Source organism: Burkholderia sp. SRS-W-2-2016, from assembly GCF_001931485.1.
In the GTDB taxonomy this organism is placed as follows: Bacteria; Pseudomonadota; Gammaproteobacteria; order Burkholderiales; family Burkholderiaceae; genus Paraburkholderia.
Genome location: NZ_MSDV01000046.1, coordinates 95,169 through 120,667 on the forward strand (window position 1 = coordinate 95,169; position 25,499 = coordinate 120,667).

23 protein-coding genes and 2 pseudogenes are annotated in these 25,499 nt (G+C 63.9%); 14 read left to right on the forward strand and 11 right to left on the reverse strand.

The genetic code is table 11. From position 1 onward, the window contains the following. Nucleotides 1-167 precede the first annotated feature (167 nt). Nucleotides 168-1,154: a sterol desaturase family protein gene (locus tag BTH42_RS20115; RefSeq protein ID WP_083654854.1), complete on the forward strand. Its 987-nt coding sequence runs from the start codon at nt 168-170 to the stop codon at nt 1,152-1,154. A gap of 138 nt (nt 1,155-1,292) precedes the next feature. After that, nucleotides 1,293-2,513: an SGNH/GDSL hydrolase family protein gene (locus tag BTH42_RS20120; protein WP_075302638.1), complete on the forward strand. Its 1,221-nt coding sequence runs from the start codon at nt 1,293-1,295 to the stop codon at nt 2,511-2,513. A 186-nt stretch (nt 2,514-2,699) separates the two neighbouring features. Here the strand turns inward: BTH42_RS20120 and BTH42_RS20125 are convergent, their stop codons facing one another. The 9 genes from BTH42_RS20125 to BTH42_RS20165 form a co-directional block, all read right to left on the reverse strand. Next, nucleotides 2,700-3,749 carry an L-threonylcarbamoyladenylate synthase gene (locus tag BTH42_RS20125; protein WP_075302640.1) on the reverse strand — a complete coding sequence of 350 codons (1,050 nt, stop codon included), beginning with the start codon at nt 3,747-3,749 and terminating at the stop codon, nt 2,700-2,702. 10 nt (nt 3,750-3,759) lie between these two features. Then, entirely contained in the window at nt 3,760-4,956 is a 1,197-nt protein-coding gene (locus BTH42_RS20130; RefSeq protein ID WP_075302642.1) for a 5-(carboxyamino)imidazole ribonucleotide synthase, read from the reverse strand. Nucleotides 4,957-5,067: 111 nt separating this feature from the next. Then, complete coding sequence (gene purE, locus BTH42_RS20135; protein ID WP_075302644.1) at nt 5,068-5,586, reverse strand: 5-(carboxyamino)imidazole ribonucleotide mutase; 519 nt, start codon at nt 5,584-5,586, stop codon at nt 5,068-5,070. A gap of 63 nt (nt 5,587-5,649) precedes the next feature. Beyond that, on the reverse strand, nt 5,650-6,540 hold the full coding sequence (locus tag BTH42_RS20140; RefSeq protein WP_075302646.1) for a phosphoribosylaminoimidazolesuccinocarboxamide synthase: 891 nt from the start codon (nt 6,538-6,540) through the stop codon (nt 5,650-5,652). A gap of 133 nt (nt 6,541-6,673) precedes the next feature. Next, nucleotides 6,674-7,738 (reverse strand): class II fructose-bisphosphate aldolase, encoded by a 1,065-nt coding sequence (fba, locus tag BTH42_RS20145; RefSeq protein ID WP_075302648.1) that lies wholly within the window; start codon nt 7,736-7,738, stop codon nt 6,674-6,676. Nucleotides 7,739-7,937: 199 nt separating this feature from the next. Beyond that, nucleotides 7,938-9,374 carry a pyruvate kinase gene (pyk, locus tag BTH42_RS20150; protein WP_075302650.1) on the reverse strand — a complete coding sequence of 479 codons (1,437 nt, stop codon included), beginning with the start codon at nt 9,372-9,374 and terminating at the stop codon, nt 7,938-7,940. A gap of 421 nt (nt 9,375-9,795) precedes the next feature. Continuing rightward, entirely contained in the window at nt 9,796-10,989 is a 1,194-nt protein-coding gene (locus BTH42_RS20155; RefSeq protein WP_075302652.1) for a phosphoglycerate kinase, read from the reverse strand. A gap of 273 nt (nt 10,990-11,262) precedes the next feature. Continuing rightward, a complete protein-coding gene (locus BTH42_RS20160) occupies nt 11,263-11,586 on the reverse strand; it encodes an AzlD domain-containing protein (protein ID WP_075302654.1) in 324 nt (107 codons plus the stop codon). Next, entirely contained in the window at nt 11,583-12,338 is a 756-nt protein-coding gene (locus tag BTH42_RS20165; RefSeq protein ID WP_075302656.1) for an AzlC family ABC transporter permease, read from the reverse strand. The genes BTH42_RS20160 and BTH42_RS20165 overlap by 4 nt, the downstream gene beginning before the upstream one ends. A gap of 238 nt (nt 12,339-12,576) precedes the next feature. Between BTH42_RS20165 and BTH42_RS20170 the strand changes: the two genes are divergently transcribed. The 6 genes from BTH42_RS20170 to BTH42_RS20195 all read left to right on the forward strand — a co-directional run bounded on the left by BTH42_RS20170 (nt 12,577) and on the right by BTH42_RS20195 (nt 17,330). After that, nucleotides 12,577-13,500: a branched-chain amino acid transaminase gene (locus BTH42_RS20170; RefSeq protein WP_075302658.1), complete on the forward strand. Its 924-nt coding sequence runs from the start codon at nt 12,577-12,579 to the stop codon at nt 13,498-13,500. Nucleotides 13,501-13,578: 78 nt separating this feature from the next. Next, nucleotides 13,579-13,773 carry a zinc-finger domain-containing protein gene (locus BTH42_RS20175; RefSeq protein WP_006049970.1) on the forward strand — a complete coding sequence of 65 codons (195 nt, stop codon included), beginning with the start codon at nt 13,579-13,581 and terminating at the stop codon, nt 13,771-13,773. A 251-nt stretch (nt 13,774-14,024) separates the two neighbouring features. Continuing rightward, nucleotides 14,025-15,050, forward strand: a complete 1,026-nt coding sequence (gene waaF, locus BTH42_RS20180; RefSeq protein ID WP_075302660.1) for a lipopolysaccharide heptosyltransferase II — start codon at nt 14,025-14,027, stop codon at nt 15,048-15,050. A gap of 166 nt (nt 15,051-15,216) precedes the next feature. After that, a complete protein-coding gene (locus BTH42_RS20185; protein WP_075302662.1) occupies nt 15,217-15,663 on the forward strand; it encodes a nuclear transport factor 2 family protein in 447 nt (148 codons plus the stop codon). 49 nt (nt 15,664-15,712) lie between these two features. Continuing rightward, entirely contained in the window at nt 15,713-16,756 is a 1,044-nt protein-coding gene (locus BTH42_RS20190) for a hydrolase (RefSeq protein WP_075302664.1), read from the forward strand. After that, complete coding sequence (locus BTH42_RS20195; protein WP_075302666.1) at nt 16,749-17,330, forward strand: DUF2946 family protein; 582 nt, start codon at nt 16,749-16,751, stop codon at nt 17,328-17,330. The genes BTH42_RS20190 and BTH42_RS20195 overlap by 8 nt, the downstream gene beginning before the upstream one ends. A 54-nt stretch (nt 17,331-17,384) precedes the next feature. Here BTH42_RS20195 and BTH42_RS20200 read toward each other — a convergent pair whose 3' ends face one another. Then, on the reverse strand, nt 17,385-19,109 hold the full coding sequence (locus BTH42_RS20200) for a M48 family metalloprotease (protein WP_075302668.1): 1,725 nt from the start codon (nt 19,107-19,109) through the stop codon (nt 17,385-17,387). A 290-nt stretch (nt 19,110-19,399) separates the two neighbouring features. On the opposite strand from BTH42_RS20200, the gene moaC (BTH42_RS20205) reads away from it, so the two are divergent. From moaC (BTH42_RS20205) to BTH42_RS20220, 4 genes and pseudogenes are all read left to right on the forward strand, one after another. Next, nucleotides 19,400-19,879: a cyclic pyranopterin monophosphate synthase MoaC gene (gene moaC, locus BTH42_RS20205; RefSeq protein WP_075302670.1), complete on the forward strand. Its 480-nt coding sequence runs from the start codon at nt 19,400-19,402 to the stop codon at nt 19,877-19,879. A gap of 430 nt (nt 19,880-20,309) precedes the next feature. Next, a pseudogene (locus tag BTH42_RS36475) lies at nt 20,310-21,001 on the forward strand (tyrosine-type recombinase/integrase). Between the two features lie 583 nt (nt 21,002-21,584). Continuing rightward, nucleotides 21,585-22,883 (forward strand): nucleotidyltransferase, encoded by a 1,299-nt coding sequence (locus tag BTH42_RS20215; protein WP_075302672.1) that lies wholly within the window; start codon nt 21,585-21,587, stop codon nt 22,881-22,883. An 8-nt stretch (nt 22,884-22,891) separates the two neighbouring features. Then, nucleotides 22,892-23,488, forward strand: a complete 597-nt coding sequence (locus BTH42_RS20220; protein WP_075302674.1) for an SLATT domain-containing protein — start codon at nt 22,892-22,894, stop codon at nt 23,486-23,488. 88 nt (nt 23,489-23,576) lie between these two features. On the opposite strand, the gene BTH42_RS20225 is transcribed toward BTH42_RS20220, so the two are convergent. Beyond that, nucleotides 23,577-24,164 carry an FRG domain-containing protein gene (locus BTH42_RS20225; RefSeq protein ID WP_075302676.1) on the reverse strand — a complete coding sequence of 196 codons (588 nt, stop codon included), beginning with the start codon at nt 24,162-24,164 and terminating at the stop codon, nt 23,577-23,579. A 326-nt stretch (nt 24,165-24,490) separates the two neighbouring features. Here BTH42_RS20225 and BTH42_RS34910 point away from each other — a divergent pair, with 326 nt between their 5' ends. Both BTH42_RS34910 and moaC (BTH42_RS20235) read left to right on the forward strand, forming a co-directional pair. Then, nucleotides 24,491-25,111 (forward strand): hypothetical protein, encoded by a 621-nt coding sequence (locus BTH42_RS34910; protein WP_143752139.1) that lies wholly within the window; start codon nt 24,491-24,493, stop codon nt 25,109-25,111. 254 nt (nt 25,112-25,365) lie between these two features. Further along, nucleotides 25,366-25,479: pseudogene (moaC, locus tag BTH42_RS20235) on the forward strand (cyclic pyranopterin monophosphate synthase MoaC); the annotation flags it as partial. Between the last annotated feature and the right edge of the window lie 20 nt (nt 25,480-25,499).

The window sequence follows — 25,499 nt, forward strand, 5'->3', positions numbered from 1 at the left end:
CGTGTACGCTGTCGGGCAGCATGCGGCGACGCGAAACCAGCGAAATCATCCGCGCACCGCACAGCCGCACGTGCCGCGACGTCCCCAGGACGCGCGGCCCACACGAACGATAACGACACCACCCGGCGCGTACCGCGCGACGGTCAGGGACCAGGAACGGAGACACGATGCAATTCGATGCCGAATTGCTGCTGCTCGCCATGGCGCCCGTCTTTCTCGGCTGCATCGGCTGGGAGGCGTGGCACCTGCGGCGCACGCGGCCGGCCGAGCGCCTGTACAGCTGGCGCGACACGCTGTGCAACGCCGCGCTCGCGTTGCTGCAGCAGGCCGCCGACAAGCTCGCGTGGCTCGCGATCATCCCCGTCTACGCGTTCTTCTACACGCACTTTCGCATCCATACGTGGCCGGCCACGTGGGTCTCGTTCGTCATCCTGTTCATCGCGCAGGACCTGCTCTATTACGTGTTTCATCGCTGTAGTCACCGGGTGCGCTGGTTGTGGGCCGCGCACGTCGTGCATCACTCGTCGGAGCGGATGAATTTTTCGACCGCGTTCCGCCAGAGCCTGATGTATCCGATCGCCGGCATGTGGCTGTTCTGGATTCCGCTCGCGATCCTCGGCTTCCCGCCCAAGCAGATCGTCGCGATCGTGCTGATCAATCTCGGCTTCCAGTTCTTCGTGCATACCCAGGTGATCGGCAAGCTCGGCTGGCTCGAATACGTGTTCAATACGCCGTCGATCCACCGCGTGCATCACGCGCGCAACGACCGCTACATCGATCGCAATTACGCGGGCGTGCTGGTGATCTGGGACCGCCTGTTCGGCAGCTACGTCGAGGAAGATCCGCGCGATGCGCCGGTCTACGGGATCGTCGAGCCGCTGCACACGTACAACCCGCTGAAGGCGACGTTTCACGAATGGGCGTCGATGGCCGCCGATTTCGCGAGCGTGCGCGGCTGGCGCAACAAATGGCGCGCGCTGTTCGCGCCGCCCGCGTGGGCCGCCGCTTATCATGCGCAGCGCGCGGCGGCCGGGTCGGTGGAAAGCGCGGTCGCGCCGTTAGTCGCAGTGCCGGCGCATGCGCCCACGGGCAGCGGACCGCTTCACCGCCCGGGCAACCCGCTCGGCAATGCAACAGAGAGCAATCAGGTTTGAACACACAACATACGGCCGCGTTTCGGACCCCGCGCAGACCGTAGAAGATTCTGTAAGCTGTCGCCACGCCGCGGACGCGGCAGGCGCTGCCTGCAACACATGGCACAAGGGCCACACATACGAGGAGATGCAGTCAACATGAATCAAACCGCTTCGAAGAAACATCCGTGGATGCGCGCCACGCAGATCGCCGTGGCGAGCGCAGCGTTCGCCGCGCTGGCGGCGTGCGGCGGCGGGGGTGACGACAACAATTCGAGCAACAGCAGCACGCCGGCCGGCGGCGTCAAGCTGCAGATCGTGTCGTTCGGCGACAGCCTGTCGGACGTCGGCACGTATCAGGCGGCGGTGCAGGCGAATGTCGGCACCGGCGGCGGCCGCTTCACGACCAATCCGGGCGAAGTCTGGACCCAGAAGGTCGCCGAATACTACGGCGACACGCTGACCGCCGCGAATGTGGGCGGCTTCGGCAATGCGCCCACCGCAACCGGCGGGCTCGGCTACGCGCAGGGCGGCTCGCGCGTCGATCTGCAGCCGGGCCAGGGCTACGCGCCGAACAACCTGGCCGCGACCACGCTGCCGATCACGGCTCAGGTGACCCAATACATCGCCGAGCACAGCAGCTTCAATTCGAACCAGCTGGTGCTGATGAACGGCGGCGCGAACGATATCTTCACGCAGGTGCAGGCAGTGTCGGCTGCGGGGACGGCCGCGGCGGCAGCGGTGCTGCAAGGCGGCGGCAGCGCAACCGACGCGCAGACCGCGGCAGCCACCGCCATGGCGAGCGCGAGCCAGAGCGCCGGCGTGGCCATCGTGACGGCGGCGAAAACCTTCGCCGCCACGGTGCAGAAAGTGATCGCGTCCGGCGCGACGCACGTGGTGGTGGCGGACGTACCGGACATCGCCAAAACGCCGCAAGGTCTCGCGGCCGGCGCAACCGGCCAGGCGCTCATCGACGGGCTGGTGAAGGCGTATAACGGCACGCTCCAGCAGGCGCTCGCGTCGAACACGCAGGTCATCTACGTGAGCACGTACCAGTGGCTCGATCAGATGCTGGCGAGCTACCAGTCGCTCGGCTTCACGGTCTCGAATACGGGCACCGCGTGTAACCTGACGTCGATGACCACGGCTGCGACCGCCTACGCGACGAAGAACCCGAGCGTGCTCGCGTCCGGCCAGACCGCGGCATCGTGGGGCAGCGCGTTCGGCTCGTCGCTGTTCTGCTCGCCGCAGACCTATACGGTGGCCGGCGCGGACCAGACCTACATGTTCGCCGACCTCGTGCACCCGAGCACCCATCTGTACGCGCTGTTCGCGCAGCAGGTCGAGAAGCAGGTCGCCGCTAGCGGGCTTGGGAAGTAAATGGGGTTTGGCTGCGGGGTCGGCGGTATGGTTGATGACCCCGCGGCAGCCTTTGACGCACGCCTGAATGCAAAAAGGCCCGGCTCGTTGAACGAGTCGGGCCTTGTCTTTTGGCGCGTGCCGACCGCTCGAAGGGCCGGTCACTGTGCGTAGTCTTACGCTCGGTTTTTGCGCCGAGGTCTACGCTCAGCTCTGCGCTTCGAACGCCGCCGCCGCGCGCCCGAGCCGGTCGTTGACCGCGATCCATTCGATCGTATCCGGCAGCTTTTCGATCAGAATCCGCGTGACGTTCGCGCGATCGAGCGCGCGCAGCAAACCGTACAGCTCGCGCGCATACGCGTGCGGATCTTCCGGCGCGGCGACGAAATGCACGCCTTCGGCATCGGCCCACTGCCCCGCCCGCGACGCCCGCGCGACCAGCGCGACACGCTCGCCCGGCTCGCGCACCGCGAGCAGCGGCTCCAGTTCGCCGAACGGCAGCAGCGCGAGCGGCGTACGCGGCGCGTAATGCGCTTTGAGCGTACCCGATGCGCGCGGCGCGGTCGCATCCGAGCCGTCGGGCAGACGCGGCGCCTCGCCGAGCACGTCGGCGATATCCTGCGGCGTCACGCGGCCGGGCCGCAGCAACGCCGGAAAACCGCGCGACAGATCCAGAATCGTCGATTCGATGCCGACATCCGACGCGCCGCCGTCGAGCACATGAATCGCACTGCCGAACTCGTCGCGCACATGCTGCGCGGTGGTCGGGCTCACATGCCCGAAGCGGTTCGCCGACGGCGCCGCGACGCCGCCATGACCGCCGCGTAGCGCGCTAAACGCTTCGAGCAGCGCCTGCGCGACCGGATGCGACGGACAGCGCAGCCCGACCGAATCCTGGCCGCCGCTGACCGCCGCCGGAATCCGCGCGGCGCGCTTCAGGATCAGCGTGAGCGGCCCCGGCCAGAACGCGTCGATCAGGCGCTGTGCGTCGGCCGGCAAATGCTCGACCCAGTAGTTCGGATCGCCGTGCGGCGCCAGATGCACGATCACCGGATGATTGGCCGGCCGCCCCTTCGCCGCGTAAATGCGCGCGACCGCGTCCGGGCTCTCGGCGTCGCCGCCAAGGCCATAGACGGTCTCGGTCGGAAACGCGACCAGCTCGCCCGCGTCGAGCAGCGCCGCAGCGTGTTCGATCTGCGCGGCGCTGACCGGCAGCGCGCCGGCAGCGGCTTCGGCGGGTTTGTGTTGATCCGGCATCATGCGCGCGTCAGCTGGTGGCGATATGCAGCAGCCGCGCGCAGTCGCGCGCCGCCGTGCGGGCTTCTTCGAGCGTCGGCGCGGTGAAGTTCACGTGGCCCATCTTGCGGCCGCAACGCGCCTCTTCCTTGCCGTACAGATGCAGGCGCGCGGCCGGCATCGCGGCGACCTCGTGCCACGGCGGCGTGACCGGCGCGGCCTTCGGGCCGCCCGGGAACCACACGTCGCCGAGAATGTTCAGCATCACCGCCGGCGAATGCTGGCGCGTATCGCCGAGCGGCATGCCGGTCATCGCGCGGACCTGCTGTTCGAACTGGCTGGTCGCGCACGCGTCGACCGTGTAGTGGCCGGAGTTGTGCGGACGCGGCGCCATTTCGTTGGCGACCAGCGAACCGTCTTCGAGAATGAAGAACTCGACGCACAGCACGCCGACGTAGCCGAGCTTGTCGGCGATCTGCACCGCCGCCTGCTGCGCCCGCTGGACCAGCGCGGGGGTCGCGTCCGGCGCCGGCACGATGGTGTGCGAAAGCACGCCGTCGCGATGGGTGTTCTGCGCGAGCGGATAGACGACCGACGCGCCGCTCGAGCCGCGCGCGATCAGCGCCGACACCTCGAACTTCAGCGGCAGGCGCTTTTCCAGCACGCACGGCACGCCGCCGAGCGACGCATGCGCCTCGCGCACTTCGTCGGCATTGCGTACGCGAATCTGGCCCTTGCCGTCGTAACCCATCCGGGCGGTCTTCAGGATGCCGGGCAGCACCGCTTCGAGCGCGTCGTCGCCGAGCGCGGCCAGCGCATCCGACGACTCGATCACCACGTGCGGCGCGACCGTCACGCCCGAGGCCGCGATAAAGCGCTTCTCGGCGATGCGGTCCTGCGCGACCGCGACGCAGCGGCCCGCCGGGCTCACGAAGGTGGTCTTCGCGAGGAAGTCGAGGCTCGCGGCCGGCACGTTCTCGAATTCGGTCGACACCGCCGCGCACAGCCGCGCGAGCTCGGTCAACGCCGCTTCGTCGGTATAGGCCGCGCGCAGATGACGGTCGGCGACCGCGCCGGCCGGGCTCGTCTCATCCGGATCGAGCACGGCGACGCGATAGCCCATCGCCTGGGCGGCAAAACAGAACATGCGGCCGAGCTGGCCGCCACCGACCATGCCAAGCCATGCGCCGGGCAGAATCGGTGAAACCGGGGTGTTGTCAGGGTTCATCTTGGTGGTCGGTCGCGGCCGTCTGCGCGTTGCGCTCGTACTGCGAGCGGCGGGCAAACGGCCGGGGGTCGAGGGTCAAACTATTGGGGACGTCGTTCAAACACGGCGCGCTTACAGCGCCGGCAACACCATTGCGTGAGCCGCTTCATTCTGGCGCACGCGGAAAGCCGCGAGTTTCTCCGCGTATTCGCTGCTAGTGCCGGAGAGCAGCGACACCGCGAACAGCGCCGCGTTCGCCGCGCCCGCCTCGCCGATTGCAAACGTCGCGACCGGCACGCCCTTGGGCATCTGCACGATCGAATGCAGCGAATCCACACCCTTCAGGTACTTGCTCGCGACCGGCACGCCAAGCACCGGCACCGTGGTCTTCGCGGCCAGCATGCCCGGCAGGTGGGCGGCACCGCCAGCACCGGCGATGATCGCGCGAATGCCGCGCTCGCGCGCGCTTTCAGCATAGGCGAACATTTCGTCGGGCATGCGGTGCGCGGACACCACCTTCGCTTCGTACGGCACGCCGAATTCCTGCAGAATCGCCACGGCGTTTTTCATCACTTCCCAGTCGGAACTGGAGCCCATCAGCACGCCGACGACCGGCGCGTCATGCTTGTGGGCGGTTTGTGCTTCACTCATCTTTACGGCTTCCTTGTTTCCGGACGGTGCGCGCCCCGCAAGGCGCGCGCGATCAGTCGACGCTCAGTCGAGCTTGTGGCCAGTCAGGCGCTCGAGCGCTTCCTGGTACTTCTCGCCCGTTTTGACGACCACCTCGTCCGGCAGCTTCGGCGCCGGCGGCTCTTTCTTCCACGGCTGGGTTTCGAGCCAGTCGCGCACGAACTGTTTATCGAACGACGGCGGGTTGGTGCCGACCTGGTACTGGTCCGCCGGCCAGAAGCGCGACGAATCGGCGGTCAGCGCCTCGTCCATCAGGTACAGCTTGCCGTGGTTGTCCAGACCGAATTCGAACTTGGTGTCCGCGATGATGATGCCGCGGGTCGCGGCGAATTCAGCGGCTTCCTTGTACAGGCGGATCGAGATGTCGCGGATCGTGGCCGACAGTTCGGTGCCGATGCGGCGTTCCATCTCGTCGTACGTGATGTTTTCGTCGTGGTGGCCCATCTCGGCCTTGGCGGCCGGCGTGAAGATCGGCTCGGGCAGCTTCTGCGCGTTCTGCAGACCCGCCGGCAGTTGCACGCCGCACACCGCGCCGGTGGCCTGGTAATCCTTCCAGCCGCTGCCGGCCAGATAGCCGCGCACCACCGCTTCGACGAGGATCGGTTCGAGGCGCTTGACGACCACCGCGCGGCCCTTGACCTGCTCGACTTCGTCCGGCGCGACCACCGACTCGGGCGCGACGCCCGTCAGGTGATTCGGCACCACATGCTGCAGCTTCTCGAACCAGAAGTTCGCCATCGCATTCAGCACGCGGCCCTTGTTCGGAATCGGCTCGCCCATGATCACGTCGAACGCCGACAGACGGTCGGTCGTAACGATCAGCAACTGGTCGTTGCCCACCGCATAGTTGTCGCGGACTTTACCGCGGCCGAGCAGCGGCAGCGAGCGGAGCGTGGATTCGTAGAGGGTAGACATCGTCGTGGTTCGCTAAAAATGGGGCAGAAAATGTGACCGGAACAAAAGGGAAACGCCGTTCCCCCGATGATGCGGGAACGGCGCTCGGACCACAACCTGGCCGGATGGCCAGGCGCGGAGCCAGAACTACTGCTTAGCGGACGACTTGCGCGAGCTCGCCCGACTTGTACTTCTCCGCGATTTTATCAAGCGAAACCGGCTTGATCTTGCCGGCCTGGCCTTCGCAGCCGAATTGCGTGTAGCGGTCGATACAGATCTTCATCGCCGCTTCGCGCGCCGGCTTCAGGTAATCGCGCGGATCGAACTTGCCCGGATTGGTCGCCATGTAGCGGCGGATCGCACCGGTGATGGCCAGACGCAGGTCGGTGTCGATGTTGACCTTGCGCACGCCGTGACGGATGCCTTCCTGGATTTCCTCGACCGGCACGCCATAGGTTTCCTTCATGTCGCCGCCGAATTCGCGGATTTCCGCGAGCAGTTCCTGCGGCACCGACGACGAACCGTGCATCACCAGGTGCGTGTTCGGAATGCGCTGATGGATTTCCTTGATGCGCTGGATCGACAGGATGTCGCCCGTCGGCTTCTTGCTGAACTTGTACGCGCCGTGCGAGGTGCCGATCGCGATGGCCAGCGCGTCGCACTGGGTCAGCTTGACGAAGTCGGCGGCCTGCTCCGGATCGGTCAGCAGCTGTTCGCGGGTCATCGTGCCTTCCGCGCCGTGGCCGTCTTCCTTGTCGCCCTTCATCGTTTCGAGCGAGCCGAGCACGCCCAGTTCAGCTTCGACGGTGACGCCGATCGAGTGCGCCGCCTCAACCACTTTGCGCGACGTTTCGACGTTGTACTCGTACGATGCAACCGTCTTGCCGTCCGCTTCGAGCGAGCCGTCCATCATCACGCTGGTGAAGCCGCTGCGGATCGCCGCCATACAGACCGCCGGCGACTGGCCGTGGTCCTGGTGCATCACGACCGGGATATGCGGATACGACTCGACCGCCGCTTCGATCAGGTGGCGCAGGAACGGCTCGCCCGCGTACTTACGCGCGCCGGCCGATGCCTGCATGATCACCGGCGCGTTGACCTTGTCGGCCGCCGCCATGATCGCCTGCACCTGCTCCAGGTTGTTCACGTTGAATGCCGGAAGGCCATAACCGTGTTCCGCGGCATGGTCCAGCAGTTGACGCATTGATACGAGAGGCATGCTGTAACTCCTTAGATTGAAACGAATTCTTTTGCCGTCGGCATCTTTTGCGGCGATTTTATCGCGAAGCAGGCGGTGTTCCCGCGCCGGTGTGGGCGCCGTTGGTGCGCCGTCGCACATGCGGCGAGCGGGAGCGCATCGGGCGCGGCCCGCCTGCTTCGCTCGATTCAGCCTGTGCCGATCAAGCGGTGCTGCGTGATCAGTACGGTTCGCCGACCCGCACGATCTTCAGCGTGTTGGTGCCGCCGGCCTGCCCCATCGGCTCGCCGACCGTCAGCACGACCATGTCGCCGCGCGACGCATAGCCCTTGCCGACCACGGTTTCGAGCGCCTGTTGCAGCGCGGTGTCGCGGTCGGTGTTGGTATCCAGATGGAGCGAGGTCACGTTGCGGTACAGCGCCATCGCGCGCTCGCTGCCGACTCGCGGCGTCAGCGCGAAGATCGGCACATGGCTCCAGTGACGCGACATCCACAGCGCGGTCGAGCCGGACTCGGTCAGCGCGACGATCGCCTTCGCGCCGAGGTGGTAAGCGGTGAACAGCGCGCCCATCGCGATCGACTGGTCGATCCGCGTGAACGTGCGGTCGAGGAAATCCTTGTCCAGTTCCGACTGCTCGGACTTCTCCGCTTCGACGCAGATCGCGGCCATCGTTTCGATGGTCTGCACCGGGTACTTGCCCGCCGCCGATTCCGCCGACAGCATCACCGCGTCGGTGCCGTCGAGCACCGCGTTGGCGACGTCCGACACTTCCGCGCGGGTCGGCACCGGCGCGTGGATCATCGACTCCATCATCTGGGTCGCGGTGATCACGAACTTGTTCGATTCGCGGGCCATCCGGATCATGCGCTTTTGCAGCGCGGGGACCGCGGCGTTGCCCACTTCGACGGCCAGGTCGCCGCGCGCGACCATGATGCCGTCCGACGCGTCGAGGATGCCCTGCAGCGCCGGAATCGCCTCGGCGCGCTCGATCTTCGCGATCATCTTCGGCTTGATCCCGTACGGCGCGCCGGCGATGTTGGCCAACTGACGGGCCATTTCCATGTCGGTCGCGTTCTTCGGGAACGACACCGCGATGAAGTCGACGCCGAGCGACATCGCGGTGCGGATGTCTTCCATGTCCTTCGCGGTCAGCGCGGGCGCCGACAGGCCGCCGCCCTGGCGGTTGATGCCCTTGTTGTTCGACAGCTCGCCGCCGATCTTCACGACCGTGTGGATCTCGTTGCCAATCACGCGCTGTACGTTCAGCACGATCAGGCCGTCGTTGAGCAGCAGCACGTCGCCCGGCTTCAGGTCGCGCGGCAGATCCTTGTAGTCGAGGCCGACGCGCTCGTCGTTGCCGAGCTCGCAGTCCGCATCGAGGATGAACGGATTGCCGGCCAGCAGCGTGGTGCGGCCGTTGTCGAATTTACCGACGCGGATCTTCGGGCCTTGCAGGTCGGCCATGATGGCGACCTCGCGGCCCGCCTGGCGAGCCGCCTCGCGCACGAATTCGGCGCGCTGGCGGTGGTCGTCGGCGGTGCCGTGGGAGAAATTGAGCCGCACCACATCCAGTCCCGCGTGAATCATTTGCAGCAGGATTTCCGGCGTACTGGAAGCCGGACCGATGGTAGCGACAATCTTGGTGGCGCGATGCATGAGTCTCCTCGTCTGGATAGGATCGCTGGGATAAGCGCTGCGGGTCTGCTGCGGAGTCTGCGCATCGAACGATGCCGCTGGGCGCGCGCCGGTTATGACCGGCGTCGCTTTGTGGAGTGAGGCGGGTGTTGCGGTATTCGGGACCGGCGCCTGGAGGGCCGGTGCGGATGGGTGCTGGTCGCCGGTCGGTTGTGCCGGCGCGGTGGAATCGGTGCGGGCGGCCGGCGCGCTGGCCGGCTGGTCCGTGAGCGATTTCGCTTGGGTCGATTCCGTCTTGGTCGATTCTGTCGCGGCGGCTTTCGCCGCCGCCGCAGTGCTCACGCGCTGCGCGCGCTCCCCTGCCGTTGCTGCCGCATTACCGCGCGGCGCTTTCGCGCCACGCGCCCTGGTCGACTTCACGGTTGGGGAGCGCGTCGCCACGTTAAGCCCGCGATTCCAGAACTTCGACCGCCGGCAGCTTCTTGCCTTCGAGGAACTCGAGGAACGCGCCGCCGCCCGTCGAGATATAGCTGACCTGCTGCTGGATCCCGTACTTGGCGATCGCCGCGAGCGTGTCGCCGCCGCCTGCGATCGAGAACGCCGCCGAGCGCGCGATCGCGTCCGCGAGCGTCTTCGTGCCGTTGCCGAACTGGTCGAATTCGAACACGCCGACCGGGCCGTTCCATACGACCGTGCCGGCCTTTTCGAGCTGCGCGGCGAGCACCTTGGCGGTGTCCGGTCCGATGTCGAGGATCATGTCGTCGTCCTGGACATCCGCGACGGCCTTCACTTCTGCCTTGGCGGTCGGCGAGAATTCCTTGGCGGTGACCACGTCGGTCGGGATCGGCACCGAGGCGCCGCGCGCCTTCGCCGCGTCGATGATCGCCTTCGCTTCGTCGACGAGGTCGGCCTCGGCGAGCGACTTGCCGATCTTCAGACCGGCCGCGAGCATGAACGTGTTGGCGATGCCGCCGCCCACGATCAGCTGGTCCACCTTGTCGGCGAGCGACTTCAGGATGGTCAGCTTGGTCGACACCTTCGAGCCGGCGACGATCGCCACCAGCGGACGCTTCGGCGCGCCCAGCGCCTTGCCGAGCGCTTCGAGTTCAGCGGCGAGCAGCGGGCCCGCGCACGCGACCGGCGCGTACTTAGCGATGCCGTGGGTGGTCGCTTCCGCGCGGTGCGCGGTGCCGAACGCGTCGTTCACGTAGACGTCGCAGAGCTTCGCCATCTTCTGCGCGAGCTCGTCGGAATCCTTCTTTTCGCCCTTGTTGACGCGGCAGTTTTCGAGCAGCACCACCGAGCCCGGCGCGACGTTCACGCCGTTTTCGACCCAGTTCGCGACCAGCGGCACGTCGCGGCCGAGCAGTTCGGCCAGACGCTTCGCGACCGGCGCGAGCGAATCTTCAGGCTTGAAGTCGCCTTCGGTCGGACGACCCAGGTGCGAGGTGACCATCACGGCGGCGCCGGCGTCGAGCGCGGCCTTGATGGCCGGCACGGAGGCGCGGATGCGGGTGTCTTCGGTGATGTTGCCTTGATCGTCCTGCGGCACGTTCAGATCGGCACGGATGAATACGCGTTTGCCGGACAGCTTGCCTTCGGCGATCAGGTCGGAGAGACGCAATACCTTGTTCATGGGCTTGAGTAGGCGAGTTGATGAGAAGGCGGTGGCGGACTGCGCTGGGCGATTCGCGGCCAGTACCTGCGCTTCGGCCCAACGGCTCCGCGGGATCGGGCGCCGGCGGCCGGCCGCGCGGGCTGCCGCGGGCTGCATGACGGCGGCGCACTCATCCCGAAAAGCGGCATTTTAACTGATCCCACCACCCTTCTGACCCGCGATGGCGCGAATCTCCCGTATTTGGCCGCACCGCCGAGGATGCCGCAGTGCAGCATGAGCCGCCGCGGGCCGTCACATGAAGACCCGCATCAGCGTGAACACCGCCATCCCGGTCACGATCGTGCCGAGCATGGTGCGCCGCCACAAAAACCAGCCGAGCCCGGCCAGCGCCGCGTACAGCTCATGGTTGGACGGCGCGAACGACAGCCCCGCGGGCGTCGACAGCACCTCCGGCACCACCACCGCGGCGAGCGCCGCGGCCGGCGCGTAGCGCAGCATCTTCTGCACGCGCGCCGGCAGCACGGTGCGCTCGCCGCCGATCAGGAACATCGCGCGCGTGAACGCGGTGACGAAGGTCATGCCGAAGATCGCGAGCCAGATCTGCGTGGAGGTCATCGGGCGTCTCCCGGGTTGCCGCCGGCGCGGCGGATGCGGCGCAGGTCCGCGCGTTCGACCACCAGATCGGCGACGCTGCCGGCGGCAATCGCCGCGAGCACCGCGAGCAGCAGCGCGAGCCGGTACGGCAGCTCGAAGGCGAGCAGCGCGACGATCGCCGCGACGATGACCGCGACCAATGTGGAGCGAGTCGCGATCGCCGCGACCATCACCGGCAGGAGCGCGAGCGTGCCGGCCAGCCCGAGCCCCCAGTTGTCCGGAATCAGGCTCGCCAGCAGGATGCCGATGATCGACGACACCTGCCACGAGAGCCAGCTCGCGACCGCCATCCCCCAGAAGTACGCCTCCTTGCCCGGCACGTAGCCGGTCGCGAAGCTCTTCTTGACGAACAGCAGATAGATCACGTCGCCGTTGAAATAGCCGAGCACGATGCGTCGCCACATCGACAGATAGGAGAAATGCGGCGCCAGACCGGCGCTGAAGATCACGAAGCGGGTATTGACCATCGCCGCGGTGGCGAGCACGGTCCACACCGGCAGCTTGGCGGCGAGCAGCGGCAGCACCGCCAGTTGCGACGAGCCGGCGTAGCACAGCAGCGACATCGTCAGCGCCTGCGGCAGCGTCAGCACGGACTTGCTCATCGCGATGCCGGTCACGAGGCCCCACGAGAAAATCGCCATCAGCGTGGGCGCGTAGTCGCGCAGGCCTTCACGGAAGGCGCGGCGATCGGTATCGGACAGTCGGGCGAGCATCAGGCAAAGGGCGCGGGCGCGGGAAACGCCGTCAGGAAGGCCCGGTCGGCGCCGGCTTGCGAGCTCGGCCGGCGTCTCCGGAGTCGATTTATGTGTGCGCTGGATTATAGCGTCCGCGCTATGCGCCGGCAGCGCCCGAATGCCCGTTGCGTGTGCAAATGACGCTAAAATAGCGCTCCTCGGCTAGGCCCCCCCGCGCTCGTAGCCGCACCTCACAACGCACCTGCTGGAGAATCGTATGTCAATGGCCGACCGCGACGGCAAGATCTGGATGGATGGCAAGCTCATCGACTGGCGCGATGCCAAGATCCACGTGCTCACCCACACGCTGCACTACGGCATGGGCGTATTCGAGGGCGTGCGCGCCTACAAGACGGCCGACGGCGGCACCGCGATCTTCCGCCTGCAGGAGCACACCAAGCGCCTCCTGAACTCGGCGAAGATCTTCCAGATGGACGTGCCGTTCGACCACGAAACGCTCGCCGCCGCGCAGCGCGAGGTGGTCCGCGAAAACAAGCTCGAGTCCTGCTACCTGCGCCCGATCATCTGGGTCGGCTCGGAAAAGCTCGGTGTGTCGGCCAAGGGCAACACGATCCACGTCGCGATCGCCGCGTGGCCGTGGGGCGCGTACCTCGGTGAAGACGGCATCGCCAAGGGCATCCGCGTGAAGACCTCGTCGTTCACGCGCCATCACGTGAACGTGTCGATGGTGCGCGCGAAGGCGTCGGGCTGGTACGTGAACTCGATTCTCGCGAACCAGGAAGCGATCGCCGACGGCTACGACGAAGCGCTGCTGCTCGACGTCGACGGCTACGTGTCGGAAGGCTCCGGCGAGAACTTCTTCCTCGTCAACAACGGCAAGCTGTACACGCCCGACCTGTCGTCGTGCCTCGACGGCATCACGCGCGACACCGTGATCACGCTCGCGCGCGACATGGGCCTGCAGGTGATCGAAAAGCGCATCACCCGCGACGAGGTCTACACCTGCGACGAAGCGTTCTTCACCGGCACCGCCGCCGAAGTCACGCCGATCCGCGAACTCGACAACCGCACGATCGGCGCCGGCGCGCGCGGCCCGATCACCGAAAAGCTGCAGTCGGCCTTCTTCGACGTCGTCAACGGCAAGAGCGCGAAGTACGCGCACTGGCTCACGAAGATCTGACCCAACAACGTCCGAGAGGCGCCCGCGCCGCCGCGTGGCGGCGCGCTGCCCGCACCCTGCATACAACGAGAAAGTCTCATGAGCGATATCAAGGAAATGCCGCTGGTCGAACTGACGGCAAAAGATCTGCCGGCGTACTGCCCGAACCCGGCCATGCCGCGCTGGAGCGCGCATCCGCGCGTGTTCATCGACGTCTCGCACGGCGAAGCACGCTGCCCGTATTGCAGCACGCGCTACAAGCTGCGCGACGGCGAAGTGATCAAGGGCCATTGAGCCCGGGGCTCGAGTGGCTGCGAGCCGGCTTGGCTAGCGCGCGCGTAGGTTCAACCGGCGCGCGCGGCTCGCCAGCCAAACCCGCTGCTTCGAGCACTCGCACAGCGCAGTCCCACTAGAAGCCGTGCCGCCGTCGCGGCGCGTCCGGGCAACCGGTCACGCGCCGCAACGGCTCTCATTTCCCCTTTTACCCCTCCGAACGCCACGCGCGCCGCGCGCGGCGCTTCGTTTCGACACCGGACCTCACTCTGATGCGTCGCGCGTTGGTTATCGCACCGAACTGGATCGGTGACGCATTGATGGCGCAGCCGCTGTTTGCGCGCCTCGTGAAATTGCATCCGCGCATCGTCATCGACGCGGTCGCGCCCAGCTGGGTCGCGCCCGTGCTCGAACGGATGCCGGAAATCCGCGACGTCTACGCAACCGACCTCGCCCACGGCAAGCTGCAGATGCTGCGCCGCTGGCAGTTGTCGAGCGATCTGCGCGACGTCGGCTACGACGCGGCCTATGTGCTGCCGAACTCGTTCAAGTCGGCGCTGATTCCGTGGCTCGCGGGCATTCCGCTGCGTATCGGCTACACCGGCGAGAGCCGCTACGGTGTGCTCAACGTGCGCCACGCGAATCCGCGCAAGGACGAGCGTCCGCCGATGGTCGGCCATTACGCGGCGCTCGCCTACGCGCCCGGCGCGAAGGTCCCCGAGGATCTGCCGCTGCCGCGTCTCGACACGGACCTGAACGAAGCGTCGCGGGTCTCCGCGCGCTTCAATCTCGACACCCGGGTGCCGCTGCTGGTGTTCTGCCCCGGCGCCGAATACGGTCCGGCCAAGCGCTGGCCGCCCGAGCATTTCGCGTCGCTCGCGCAGATGGTCGGCCAGTCGTTCCCGTACACGCAGATCGTCGCGCTCGGCTCGCCGAAGGACGCGCCGCTCGCCCAGGCGATTGCCGAGAAGGCGCCGAACGTGCGCAATCTGTGCGGCCAGACCGCGCTCGGCGAGGCCTGCGCGCTGATCTCGCGGGCCAACGCGGTGGTCACCAACGACTCCGGTCTGATGCACGTCGCCGCCGCGCTGCGCCGCCCGCTGGTGGCCGTGTACGGCTCGACCGATCCGCGCCACACCCCGCCCTTGTCCGAGCTCGCGAAGGTACAATGGCTCCATCTCGAATGCAGCCCCTGTTTTGAGCGCGAGTGTCCGCTCGGCCATCTGAACTGCCTGAAGCAGTTGAGCGCCGAGCAGGTTTTCGGCGATCTGCGCGGCATGCTGCTCGCGCAGCGCTGAGCCGGCCGGCACTCGTAAGCAACACCGCACGCCCCCGAGCGCGTCGCGTCATGTTCGCGCCTTGCCGCGCGCGCAAGCTGACGCCCGGGAGCGACGGTCCGGAGCACTGGACCGTCCCGCTACGCTGACCCGCAACCGCGCGCCGCGCACACGAGACTGACGAGCCATGCCACGTTTTGCCCATATCTTCGAAGCCGCCGCCGATACCCTGAACGCCTACTATCAGGCCGTCGCCGAGGTCAATATCGACGGCTTGATGGGCTTGTGGATCGACGAGGAATTCGTCAGCTGCATCTGCGCCGACGGCTCGCATCTGCATGGCCTCGAGAACATCCGCACCGGTTTGCAGAACCAGCTCGAAGCGCAGCCGGTGTCGATCGAGCCGCTCGACATCCGCGTCTACGACAGCCTCGGCACCGTCGTCTACGCGATTGCCGAAGCGCACCGCCCGGCCGATCCGGCCGCGATACCCGCGATGGTCTTCACGACCTACGTGATGGTTCACGAACGCGGCGAGTGGCGCATCGCGCACATTCACGCGAGCCCGATGCCGAACGAGACCGCGAGCCAGTTCGCGACCCGGATGCGGCACGGCCAGGGGCCGCTGCACTGACACGCGGCGCCGCCGTTTCAATTTCACGTTTGTTGGTTTTTCAGCCGGTATGAGTTCGACGCCAGATCAATCCACCTCCCCCACCGCCCGCGTCGCGGCGGCCGTCGAGGCGAGCGTCGAACTGCTGTACCGCGCGCCGCTGTGGCTGCCGAACCGGCATGCGCAGACCATCGTCCCGTCGCTGTTCGCACGCCGCCCCGCGGTGCCGTTCCGGCGCGAGCGCTGGGACACGCCGGACGGCGATTTCATCGATCTCGACTGGGTCGCGCACGAAGCCGCGCCCGCCGCCACCGCGCCGCTGTTCGTCCTGTTTCATGGACTCGAAGGCAGCTCCGGCTCGCACTACGCGGCCGCGCTGATGGAAGCCGCGCGCCAGTACGGCTGGCACGGCGTGGTGCCGCACTTTCGCAGTTGCAGCGGTTCGCTGAACCGGCTGCCGCGCTTCTATCATCTGGCCGACAGCAACGAGGTCGACTGGATCCTGCGCCGTCTCGCGGCCGCGCATCGCGGGCCGGTGGTCGCGGCCGGCGTGTCGCTCGGCGGCAATGTGCTGCTGCGCTGGCTCGGCGAGCGGCGCGAGGATGCGGTGCCGGTCGTCGCCGCGGCCGCGGCGATTTCGACGCCGATCGACGTGCACGCGGGCGGGCGCGCGCTGTCGCAGGGCTTCGGTCTCGTCTACACGCGCAGCTTCCTGAAGACCCTCAAACAGAAGGCCAGCCAGAAGCTCGAGCAGTTCCCCGGCCTGTTCGACCGCGACGCGATGCTCGCGAGCCGCACGATGTACGAGTTCGACAACGTCGTGACCGCGCCGCTGCACGGCTTTCGCGATACCGACCACTACTGGAGCAGCGCGACCACCCGCCCGCTGCTGCCGCACATCGAGGTGCCGACGCTGGTGCTCAATGCGCGCAACGACCCGTTCCTGCCGGCCACGGCGCTGCCGTCGCCGCGCGAGGTGTCGAAGGCGGTCGAGCTGTATCAACCCGAGCACGGCGGCCACGCGGGCTTCATGACCGGACCGTTTCCGGGCCGCATCGACTGGCTGTCGCGGCGCGTGTTCAGTTACCTGGAGCGTCACGTCGATCATGGATGACATCGTCAGGCAGTCGCTGGCCAAATGGCCCAACGTGCCGAGCTGCACCGGCTGGCTGATGCTCGATCGGCGCGGCAACTGGCGCATGCGCGACGAAGCGGCCCAGGCGAGCGGCGCGGCGGGCACGGCGATCCGGCACGACGCGCTGCTGGGCTTCATCAACCGCAATTACGAGGTCGATGAACGCGGGCAGTGGTTTTTTCAGAACGGGCCGCAGCGGGTGTATGTCGAGCTTGGCTATACGCCGTGGGTCGTCAGGCTATCGGTCGATGCCGGCGGCGCGCTCGCGCTGCACGACCAGGGCGGCGGCGGATTCGAGCCGGCGGCGGTGTTCGTCGATGAAGACGGCGGGATTCTGTTCGCCGACCACGCGCAGCCGGCGCGCATCGCGGTGCTGCACGATCACGATCTCGAACTGTTCGCCGATCACGCGACGCTTGCCGACGATGGGTCGATGAGCGGCGAATTCCACTGGAATGCACAAACCTCGCTGCCGCTGCAAAGCATCCGGCGTGACGAGGTGGCCGCGCGGTTCGGGTTTATCGCGAGTCCGGCGGCAGCGGCGGCGACGTAAGTGCAAGCGTAGGCCCGACGCGCGCGGCCGCCCCTTCAGCTTCCATCAGCTCCGCTAACCTTTCTCGTCCAGCCGCTCTTCCTTGTAGCGGCTCTCCATTTCGTGCAGACGCGCATCGACGGTCGCGAGATCGTAATAGCCGATCGTCTTCAGATCGCGCGCGTCCTTCAATTGGCGGATCGCCGACGGCCACGCGCCGTCGAGCGCGAACTTCTCCGCCATCGCCCGATGCTGCATCAACACGTCGCCGCTGCCCGCGCTCGCCTGCGCGAGATACAGCCACCACGCGGGCTGATCCGGATGCGCGCGGGTCTCCTGTTTCGCGAGCGCCTGCGCATCGGCGAAACGGTGCAGCGTCAGCAGCGTGCGGATGTGCATGTCGATCGCCGCGTTCGAGTCCGGCCAGCGCTTCTGAGCGAGCGCGGCGAGCCGTGCCGCGTCGTCGTCGTGACCGGCGCGGCGGGCGATGTCGGCCGCCAGCACGTCGAGGCTCGGCGCACTGCGCTCAGGCTCGCCGGCGTCGCGCGCGCCCGCCGCGAACGCCGCGCGCGCCGTTGCCAGCGAGGCCACCGCGTCGTCGTAACGGTCCAGCAGCATCTGCCCATACGCGATCCCGTACCAGTTCGCCGCGACGTTCAGCGCGGTGCGCTCGTCGATTTCCGCGCGCAGCCGCGAAATCTCGTCCGCGTATTCGTTGCGCGCGTGGTCCTGCAATAGCCGCGCGCGGGCCCGCACGAAACCGTATTCGGGGTCCTGATGCGGCTGGCGATACGGCGCGCGACGCGCGCGATCGTCCATGTCGGCGATCCGGTCGCCGGTCAGCGGATGGGAGCGCGCATATGCGGGAATGCCGTTGTCGTTCATCGCCGCGCGATCGAGCCGGCCGAAGAACGACGACATCGCATACGGGTCGTAGCCTGCGCCCGCGAGCAGCAGAAAGCCGACGCGGTCCGCCTCCTGCTCGGCCGAGCGCGAGAAGCGCAACTGGCTGTCGACCGCGTACGCCTGGCTGCCGATCGCGATCGCGCCGCCCAGGTCGCCGCTGTGCGCGAGCCCCCCCGCCAGCACGCCGAACAGCATGCCGAGCAGCGCCGCGTAGCCGCTGCGCTCGCCGGTCGAGATCATCCGCGAGATGTGCCGCTGCAACACGTGGCCCATCTCGTGGCCGAGCACCGACGCGAGTTCGGACTCGGTCTGCGTCGCCGCGATCAGGCCGGTGTTCACGCCGATGAAGCCGCCCGGCAGCGAGAACGCGTTGATCTGCGCGTCGCGGACCGCGAACAGGTCGAAGTCCGGACGATAGCCGCCGATATACAGCGCGCTGGCCGCCGCCGCGAGCTTGCCGGCCACCGAATTGAGGTAGTCGCGCACCAGCCAGTCGTCGAGATAGTCGGGGTCGCGCCGCACTTCGCGCATCACGCGTTCGCCGAGCTTGCGTTCGGCCTGGGGCGTCAGCGAACCGGAACCGCCACTGCCGAGATCGGGCAATTGCTGCGCGGCGATCGGCGCGCGCCAGCCGTCGCCGGTGTGGCTGCCGGCACCACCGCCGCCGGTCGAGAAGCGGCTTTGCGCGCCGCCGTAGGTGCCGAACACGCCGCGCGCGATGTCGGGTGGCAGCACCGGATCGGCGTAGCTGTCGGCCGGGCCGCTGACCAGCGGCGACTCGGCGGACGGCAGGTTCGGCCCGAATCCGGTCACGCTTCCCGCTTGCGCGAACGCACCCGGCGGCGCCATCAGCGCGACGGACAACAACGCAGCGAGAAACCGTTTTGCAAGCATCACGGGGCCAGTCTGACGAAGTCGAAAAACGCCGCGTGCCGGCCGGACTAACATAGCGGACATGGGCGTCGCGGGAGATGCAGCGGGCGAAGCTCGGGTACAGCTGACGGCAATTGTAGCCAGTCGTCGTGGCGGTTCGGAAGCGGCGTGCGGGCTGTCGCGAGGCTGCGGCGAAAGCGTGGCAAAACGTCGGCGAGCGCTTTGCCGACGCGACGCCGCGCGGCTATCGCACGACCACCATAGCGGCGCTAACGCACTGCTATGATAGGCGCCCTCTGAAGGAGCCAACCATGCCAGAACTCACTCATTTCGATGCGACCGGCCACGCGCATATGGTGGACGTCGGCGGCAAGCAGGAGACCAAGCGCATCGCGGTCGCGCGCGGTTCGATCCGGATGCTGCCCGACACGTTCGCGCTGATCCGCGACGGCAACGCCAAAAAGGGCGACGTGATCGGCATCGCGCGGATCGCGGCGATCCAGGCTTCGAAGCGCACCGCCGATCTGATTCCGCTGTGCCATCCGCTCGCGCTCACGCGCGTGAAAGTCGATTTCGAACTCGATGACGCGCTGCCCGGCGTGCACTGTACGGTGCAGGTGGAAACACTCGGGCGGACCGGCGTGGAGATGGAGGCGCTGACCGCGGTGCAGATCGGACTGCTGACCGTGTACGACATGTGCAAGGCGGTCGATCGCGGGATGGTCATCACCGATGTGAAGGTGATGGAGAAGCATGGAGGGAAGTCGGGGGATTGGGTCGCGGGGAGCTAAGACATTGTTTCTTAAGTCTTAGCTTGACGCTCCACCTATCATCGCCATCTCTCGACCACCCGACGAAATCACTACAAATCTGACTTCTAGCATACGAAAGTTCGATCTTGTCCAAATTCTGTCCAAGTCGGAGACAGGAATGGCATCGATTCGAAAGAGAGGTAGCAAGTGGCAAGCACATGTGTGCCGTGCGGGATACCCGCCTGAAACCAAGTCGTTCAACATCCGCGCTGACGCGGAACGATGGGCGCGCTCCGTCGAAACCGAGATGGATCGTGGCAGCTTCATCAGTCGCAGTGAAGCCGAAGCGAACACGCCCGAAGACATCATCAACCGCTACATCACTGACGTATGTCCGACGCAACGAAGTGGCGCTGACGCAATAATTCGGCTACGTGCCACCTGTCGCAAGACACTGGCAAAACTCAGCATGGCGGCACTAACACCAAGGGTTGTAGCGGCCTACCGTGATGAGCGACTGAAGGAAGTGAAGCCCGCCACGGTGATTCGAGAACTGGCGTTCCTGTCTTCCATCATCAACCACGCCCGCCGTGAATGGGACATCAACATCACCAATCCCGTCGAGCTGATCCGAAAGCCGCCCACGCCCCAAGGCCGGGATCGGATACTCACGTCAGAGGAAGAGGCACGGCTTCTCCCGGCACTGGCCCCGACTGGTCGAACCAACGTGTGGCTGCTTCAGGCAACCGTTCTGAGCTTGGAGACGGGCATGCGACGCGGCGAACTGGTCGAACTTCGATGGTTGAACGTCAACCTCGAAGCCCAGACTGCACACTTACCCATGACCAAGAACGGGATGGCGCGGACAGTTCCGTTGTCCACGAAAGCTGTCGGCATCTTGGCTGCGCTTCCACGATCTATTGATGGTCGGGTCATCCCGGTCAAGCGTATAACGTTGCACGCGGCATTCAGGAAAGCGGGCAAGCGTGCGGGGATCCCGACTTCCACTGGCACGACCTACGGCATACGGCCATCACACGATTGGCCCAGAAGCTGCCGAACGTCATCGAACTGGCCACTGTCTCGGGCCACCGCAGCTTGGCGATGTTGAAGCGGTACTATCATCCGTCGGCAACCGAGTTGGCGCGAAAGCTAGGTTGAGACGGGTTCACGGCGGCAGCGACATAGTGCTGCCCGCACACCTTTCTGGAAATACAGGGCGCACCTCGTCAGGTCTGTCGCTTTCCAGATAGCACGTGCGCGCGGTTCATCGCATAGTCCAGCAACACGACACCATCGAAGGAAATCACGAACAGGTGCGAGAACACCCGGTCATCCACTGACCACGACGCCGATCCGCTGAATCCCTACAACACGATCAACAACCAGACCTCTTCAACACGTTTTCGGTACACCCTTGGGAAACTAGTGAGTATGGGTGTATGCTTGCACAGGCTGTTTATCCATACAGAGCTGAGAATGCAAGCAACGCTAGAAAAGCGGTTAATCAGATTCGATAATATCGAAGAAATGAGATTGCGTCCGGCCTTCCAAGATGAGATCGCCGCAGCGTCAGCGATTCTCAAAGAAGCATAGGGGTGTACCGGTTTCCGAAGGATGCGCAGGAGCAATGCGGTCTTTCAAACTGCCGAACGTCACACATGATGCCACACACGCTAAGAAGCAGTGGCGTGTGCTTTTATGACACAAGCCGCGTTGCGGCATTAAGAACAAGGGGCAGGGGTTGAGTACCGCTGACATCTTTCGGGGATTTCTTTCGAATCTTGCCGTAGATAATGCCGATCAGATAGCGTTGCGCTACGGAGAAATCACGGGTGCGCTGAATAGCGAGTTCCGGGACTTAGAGTCCAAGACCAGTAATAACCTGCAAGTCGGGTCTTATGGCCGGTGGACTGCGATTCGCGGCATCTCAGATTTAGATATGCTCTATGTCGTTCCAAGTTCCTTGTGGGACGACTACAACTGCACGGGCGGTCAGTCTCGTCTCCTGACGCGCACCAAGGACGCAATCAAAGCTCGCTACCCGCGTACCGATGTATTTGTTGACCGTCTTGTCGTCCGAGTCTTGTATAAGGATTTTCATGTCGAAGTTCAACCTGTCTTCGAGCAAAACGACGGTAGCTTCAAATACCCGGACACCTATGATGGCGGCAGTTGGAAGATAACCAAGCCTCGGGAAGAAATCAAAGCCATCAGAGAGTTTGACGAGCAAAAGAACAAAAACTTGCGACGCCTTTGCAAGATGGCCCGCGCATGGAAGAACAAGCATGGTGTTGGCATGGGCGGCTTACTCATAGACACCCTAGCCCACAATTTCTTAAAAGGCGTCACTGATTTCGACGAAAAAAGCTATCTGTACTACGACTGGCTGTGTCGTGACTTCTTCCTGTTTTTATCCGAACTGCCCGACCAAGAATATTTCGCTGCTCTTGGCAGCGGTCAACGAGTGAAGGTAAAGGATAAATTTCAGCGCAAGGCAAAGCTCGCCTACGATCTGTCGTTGAAAGCCATAGCAGAAGCGGACGAAGCAAAGCAGTGCGAGAAATGGCGGAAAATATTTGGCACACCATTCCCGGCAGCCGAAACCATTCAGAAAAGCGAAGCACGCAATATTGCCCTTGAATCGGCACGGAGCACGGAGCAGTTTATTGAACAACAATATCCGATAGACATTCGCAATGCATTGAAAATCGAATGCGATGTTTCACAAAACGGCTTCCGCGAAGCGCGGTTGAGAGAACTACTTCGCAGAGCAATGCCGCTTAGAATTAAGAAGAATTTACGCTTTTACGTCACAGACCACAACATTTCGGGTTCGTTTGAACTCCACTGGAAGGTCTTAAATCGCGGACCTGAAGCCGTAAGAAGAGATTGCATTCGCGGTCAAATCCGCCGAGACAATGGTGCGATGTCAATCAGTGAATCGACAGATTTTTCCGGTGATCACATCGTGGAATGTTATGCCGTTAAGAATGGCGTTGTGATTGCGAAGGACAGGATTCACGTACCGATCACATACTGAGACATAGAGTGCAAAAAGATAATCTTTTGAAAAATATCGCGACAACCGGCTATAACGTCGGATTTGGCGCAAAGAAGCACTTCGCGACGTATGACATAGTCGAAAAAACTCCCGGGTGGATTGGCTTTCTTTCGACGGCATTCGGTATATACGCCCTGATTTTCGACGGCTTATCAACAAAATTCTTGTCGGCCACGTTTGTCATTATCGGAATCGTGGGTCTTTATATTACATTTTACGACTCAAAAAAATCGGCATACGAAACCGCCGGAATCGAACTCACGAAGCAATTCAATAGCTTGCGCAACTTATATCGCACCGTACAGGGCAGCAACGAAACGGATTTAACACAATATATGCAACAATTGTCGGCCATTGAACAGGCTTACTTTGGTGCATGCATTAGTAAGCAGATTGCATTCAGCGACTGGTACGCGCATTACAAGTTTTTCTGGCAGCACCAGATAGATTGGATCGATGAGCAAAAGCAATTTAAGCTTTGGCGCGACAAGTTGCCACTAAGCTTCATTGCCTCCATCCTTTCAGTGATCGTGATAATTATCTACTTAGTCATGCATCCACAAGACATTTGCACATTAAAATGAAATATTCGGTACATGACCGAATATTTCCTGATTTTTACGTTGGCATGACTCGTCAGGAACATACCTAGATCACTGAATTTCTGCAATATTAGGCACGTTGCATCTTCGCCGTGCCCGCGTTGACATACACCGACAGGCCATCAAGATCAGGGAACAGGCACGAACGATCGATGCCGTAGTCCGCCAAGAGGTCCAGAATTTCGGTCTTCAACGTCGCGGGAATGTAAAGCTGCATCAAGTTCGTAAATTCACTACCAAAGCGAGACTGCTTGACATCAATCTTATGCGACGCATCGCAGTGAACCGTGAACAGCCCTTTCTGGTTGATGACGCGCGGAAAGGCAGCCTTCGGAAGATAGCCGAACACGCCGCGCTGCTCCTTCAACGTCTCTCGGGTGATCTCGTCCGTCATGATTGCGTCATCCATCTCGTACATCCAGACCGCGCCGTCCTTGCCAGCATGATCGGAACAGGCGAAATAGCACGCGACTAGCGGATTCATCGACCAATCGAGAAGCCGCGTCGCAAGGCCATGATGTTGCGCCAACGCCAGTTGTTCGAGATAGCTTGACGACAAGGACGTGTACGCGACAGCTTTCCTACCCCATGCATTGAGCCGCCCGAGGTCCCGGTTATCAGGCAGATAGAACTCGGGCCGACCAGCCTTCGGCAGCAAGTCCCAACATGCCTGACAGTATCACTGTCGTAACCGTAGCCCCGACCATTCGCGACAGTGTGACCTATAGTGACGCTACAGTGTTGCGGGCGCGACCATCTGTACAGTCTCCGGTCCTTCGGCAGCGGTGTTGTCGCGATACCGTCGCACCACCATTGCAGCGCTGCTACCATTGATCGAGCGTGTCTCTTTAGCCATACTGCTGGTCAACGACAGGCAACACAAGGCACCGGGAAATTCGCGAGATCGCCAAGCCAAGCACACGTCATTTGCCCCGGCTACCTAATTATGGGTTGGTCCGTATCGAATCATTTCGCGAGGATTCTGTGATTACGATTGACGTGACGTCACCGTCGAAGCTGTATCGATACTCAGAAAAATACTGGCTGGATAGATCACTCAATCTTGGGGAATTCCGCCTTCGCCCGGCGAGTGCTTATAAGAATGAGGAACATGATCTTGCACGAAACGACGATGAGCTAACTCGCATTCACAAATCACCTGCGAGCGATGTAACCATTACGACGGCTACTGGACTGCGAATCCAACCACGCGGCGAGGTGATCTATCGGTCGCAGGTAGGATCAAACTACCTGACCGTTTGCTTTTCGGACAGATGGGACGAAGCGCTCTTTGAGGATTTCCCCGGAACCGATGCATGTCTCGTTATTCACGACGTGAAAGAATTTAGTGAACGCTTTCATGCTGCGGCAAGTGCCCGCTTACCAACATGGATAGGGATCGACGGTCCGGTCTCATATGGTGGCCGCAGCGAGCTTGGGGCGGTTTTCTCCAAACCTCTACGCTTCATCACACAACACGAATGGCGTTTTGCTTGGCGTCCGCTGGTACCGAATGAACTGGTCGAAGCAGTGGTAGTACAACTAGGGAGCATCGCGAACATCGCCGAGATCGTCGAACGTCCGCATCATGCACCAAGCGCTTAACCCGGTTGTTGAGCGGCTGGTTCAAAGGCCGCATCTTGCTTCGTTCGTTTCACTTCACGGTAATGCGTCAACCTCGTAAAAAGATTGCGATTACCCCAAAACTCACCTAATCGCGTAAACTCGCGTCCGGCGAATGGTCCGAGATTACTGTCCAAGTCTGGTCCAAACGCTGTCGAAGTTCATTAACCAATTTGGACAGGATCGAACGCTTTGCAAACAGTAAGTCGTTGATTTGTAAGACCGTCAGCGGAAGGCTACGCACGGAAACCAGAATGTGCAAGGCGGTCGATCGCGGGATGGTCATCACCGATGTGAAGGTGATGGAGAAGCATGGGGGGAAGTCGGGGGATTGGGTCGCGCAGGGTTGAGAGCCGGTTCTATTTGCGCC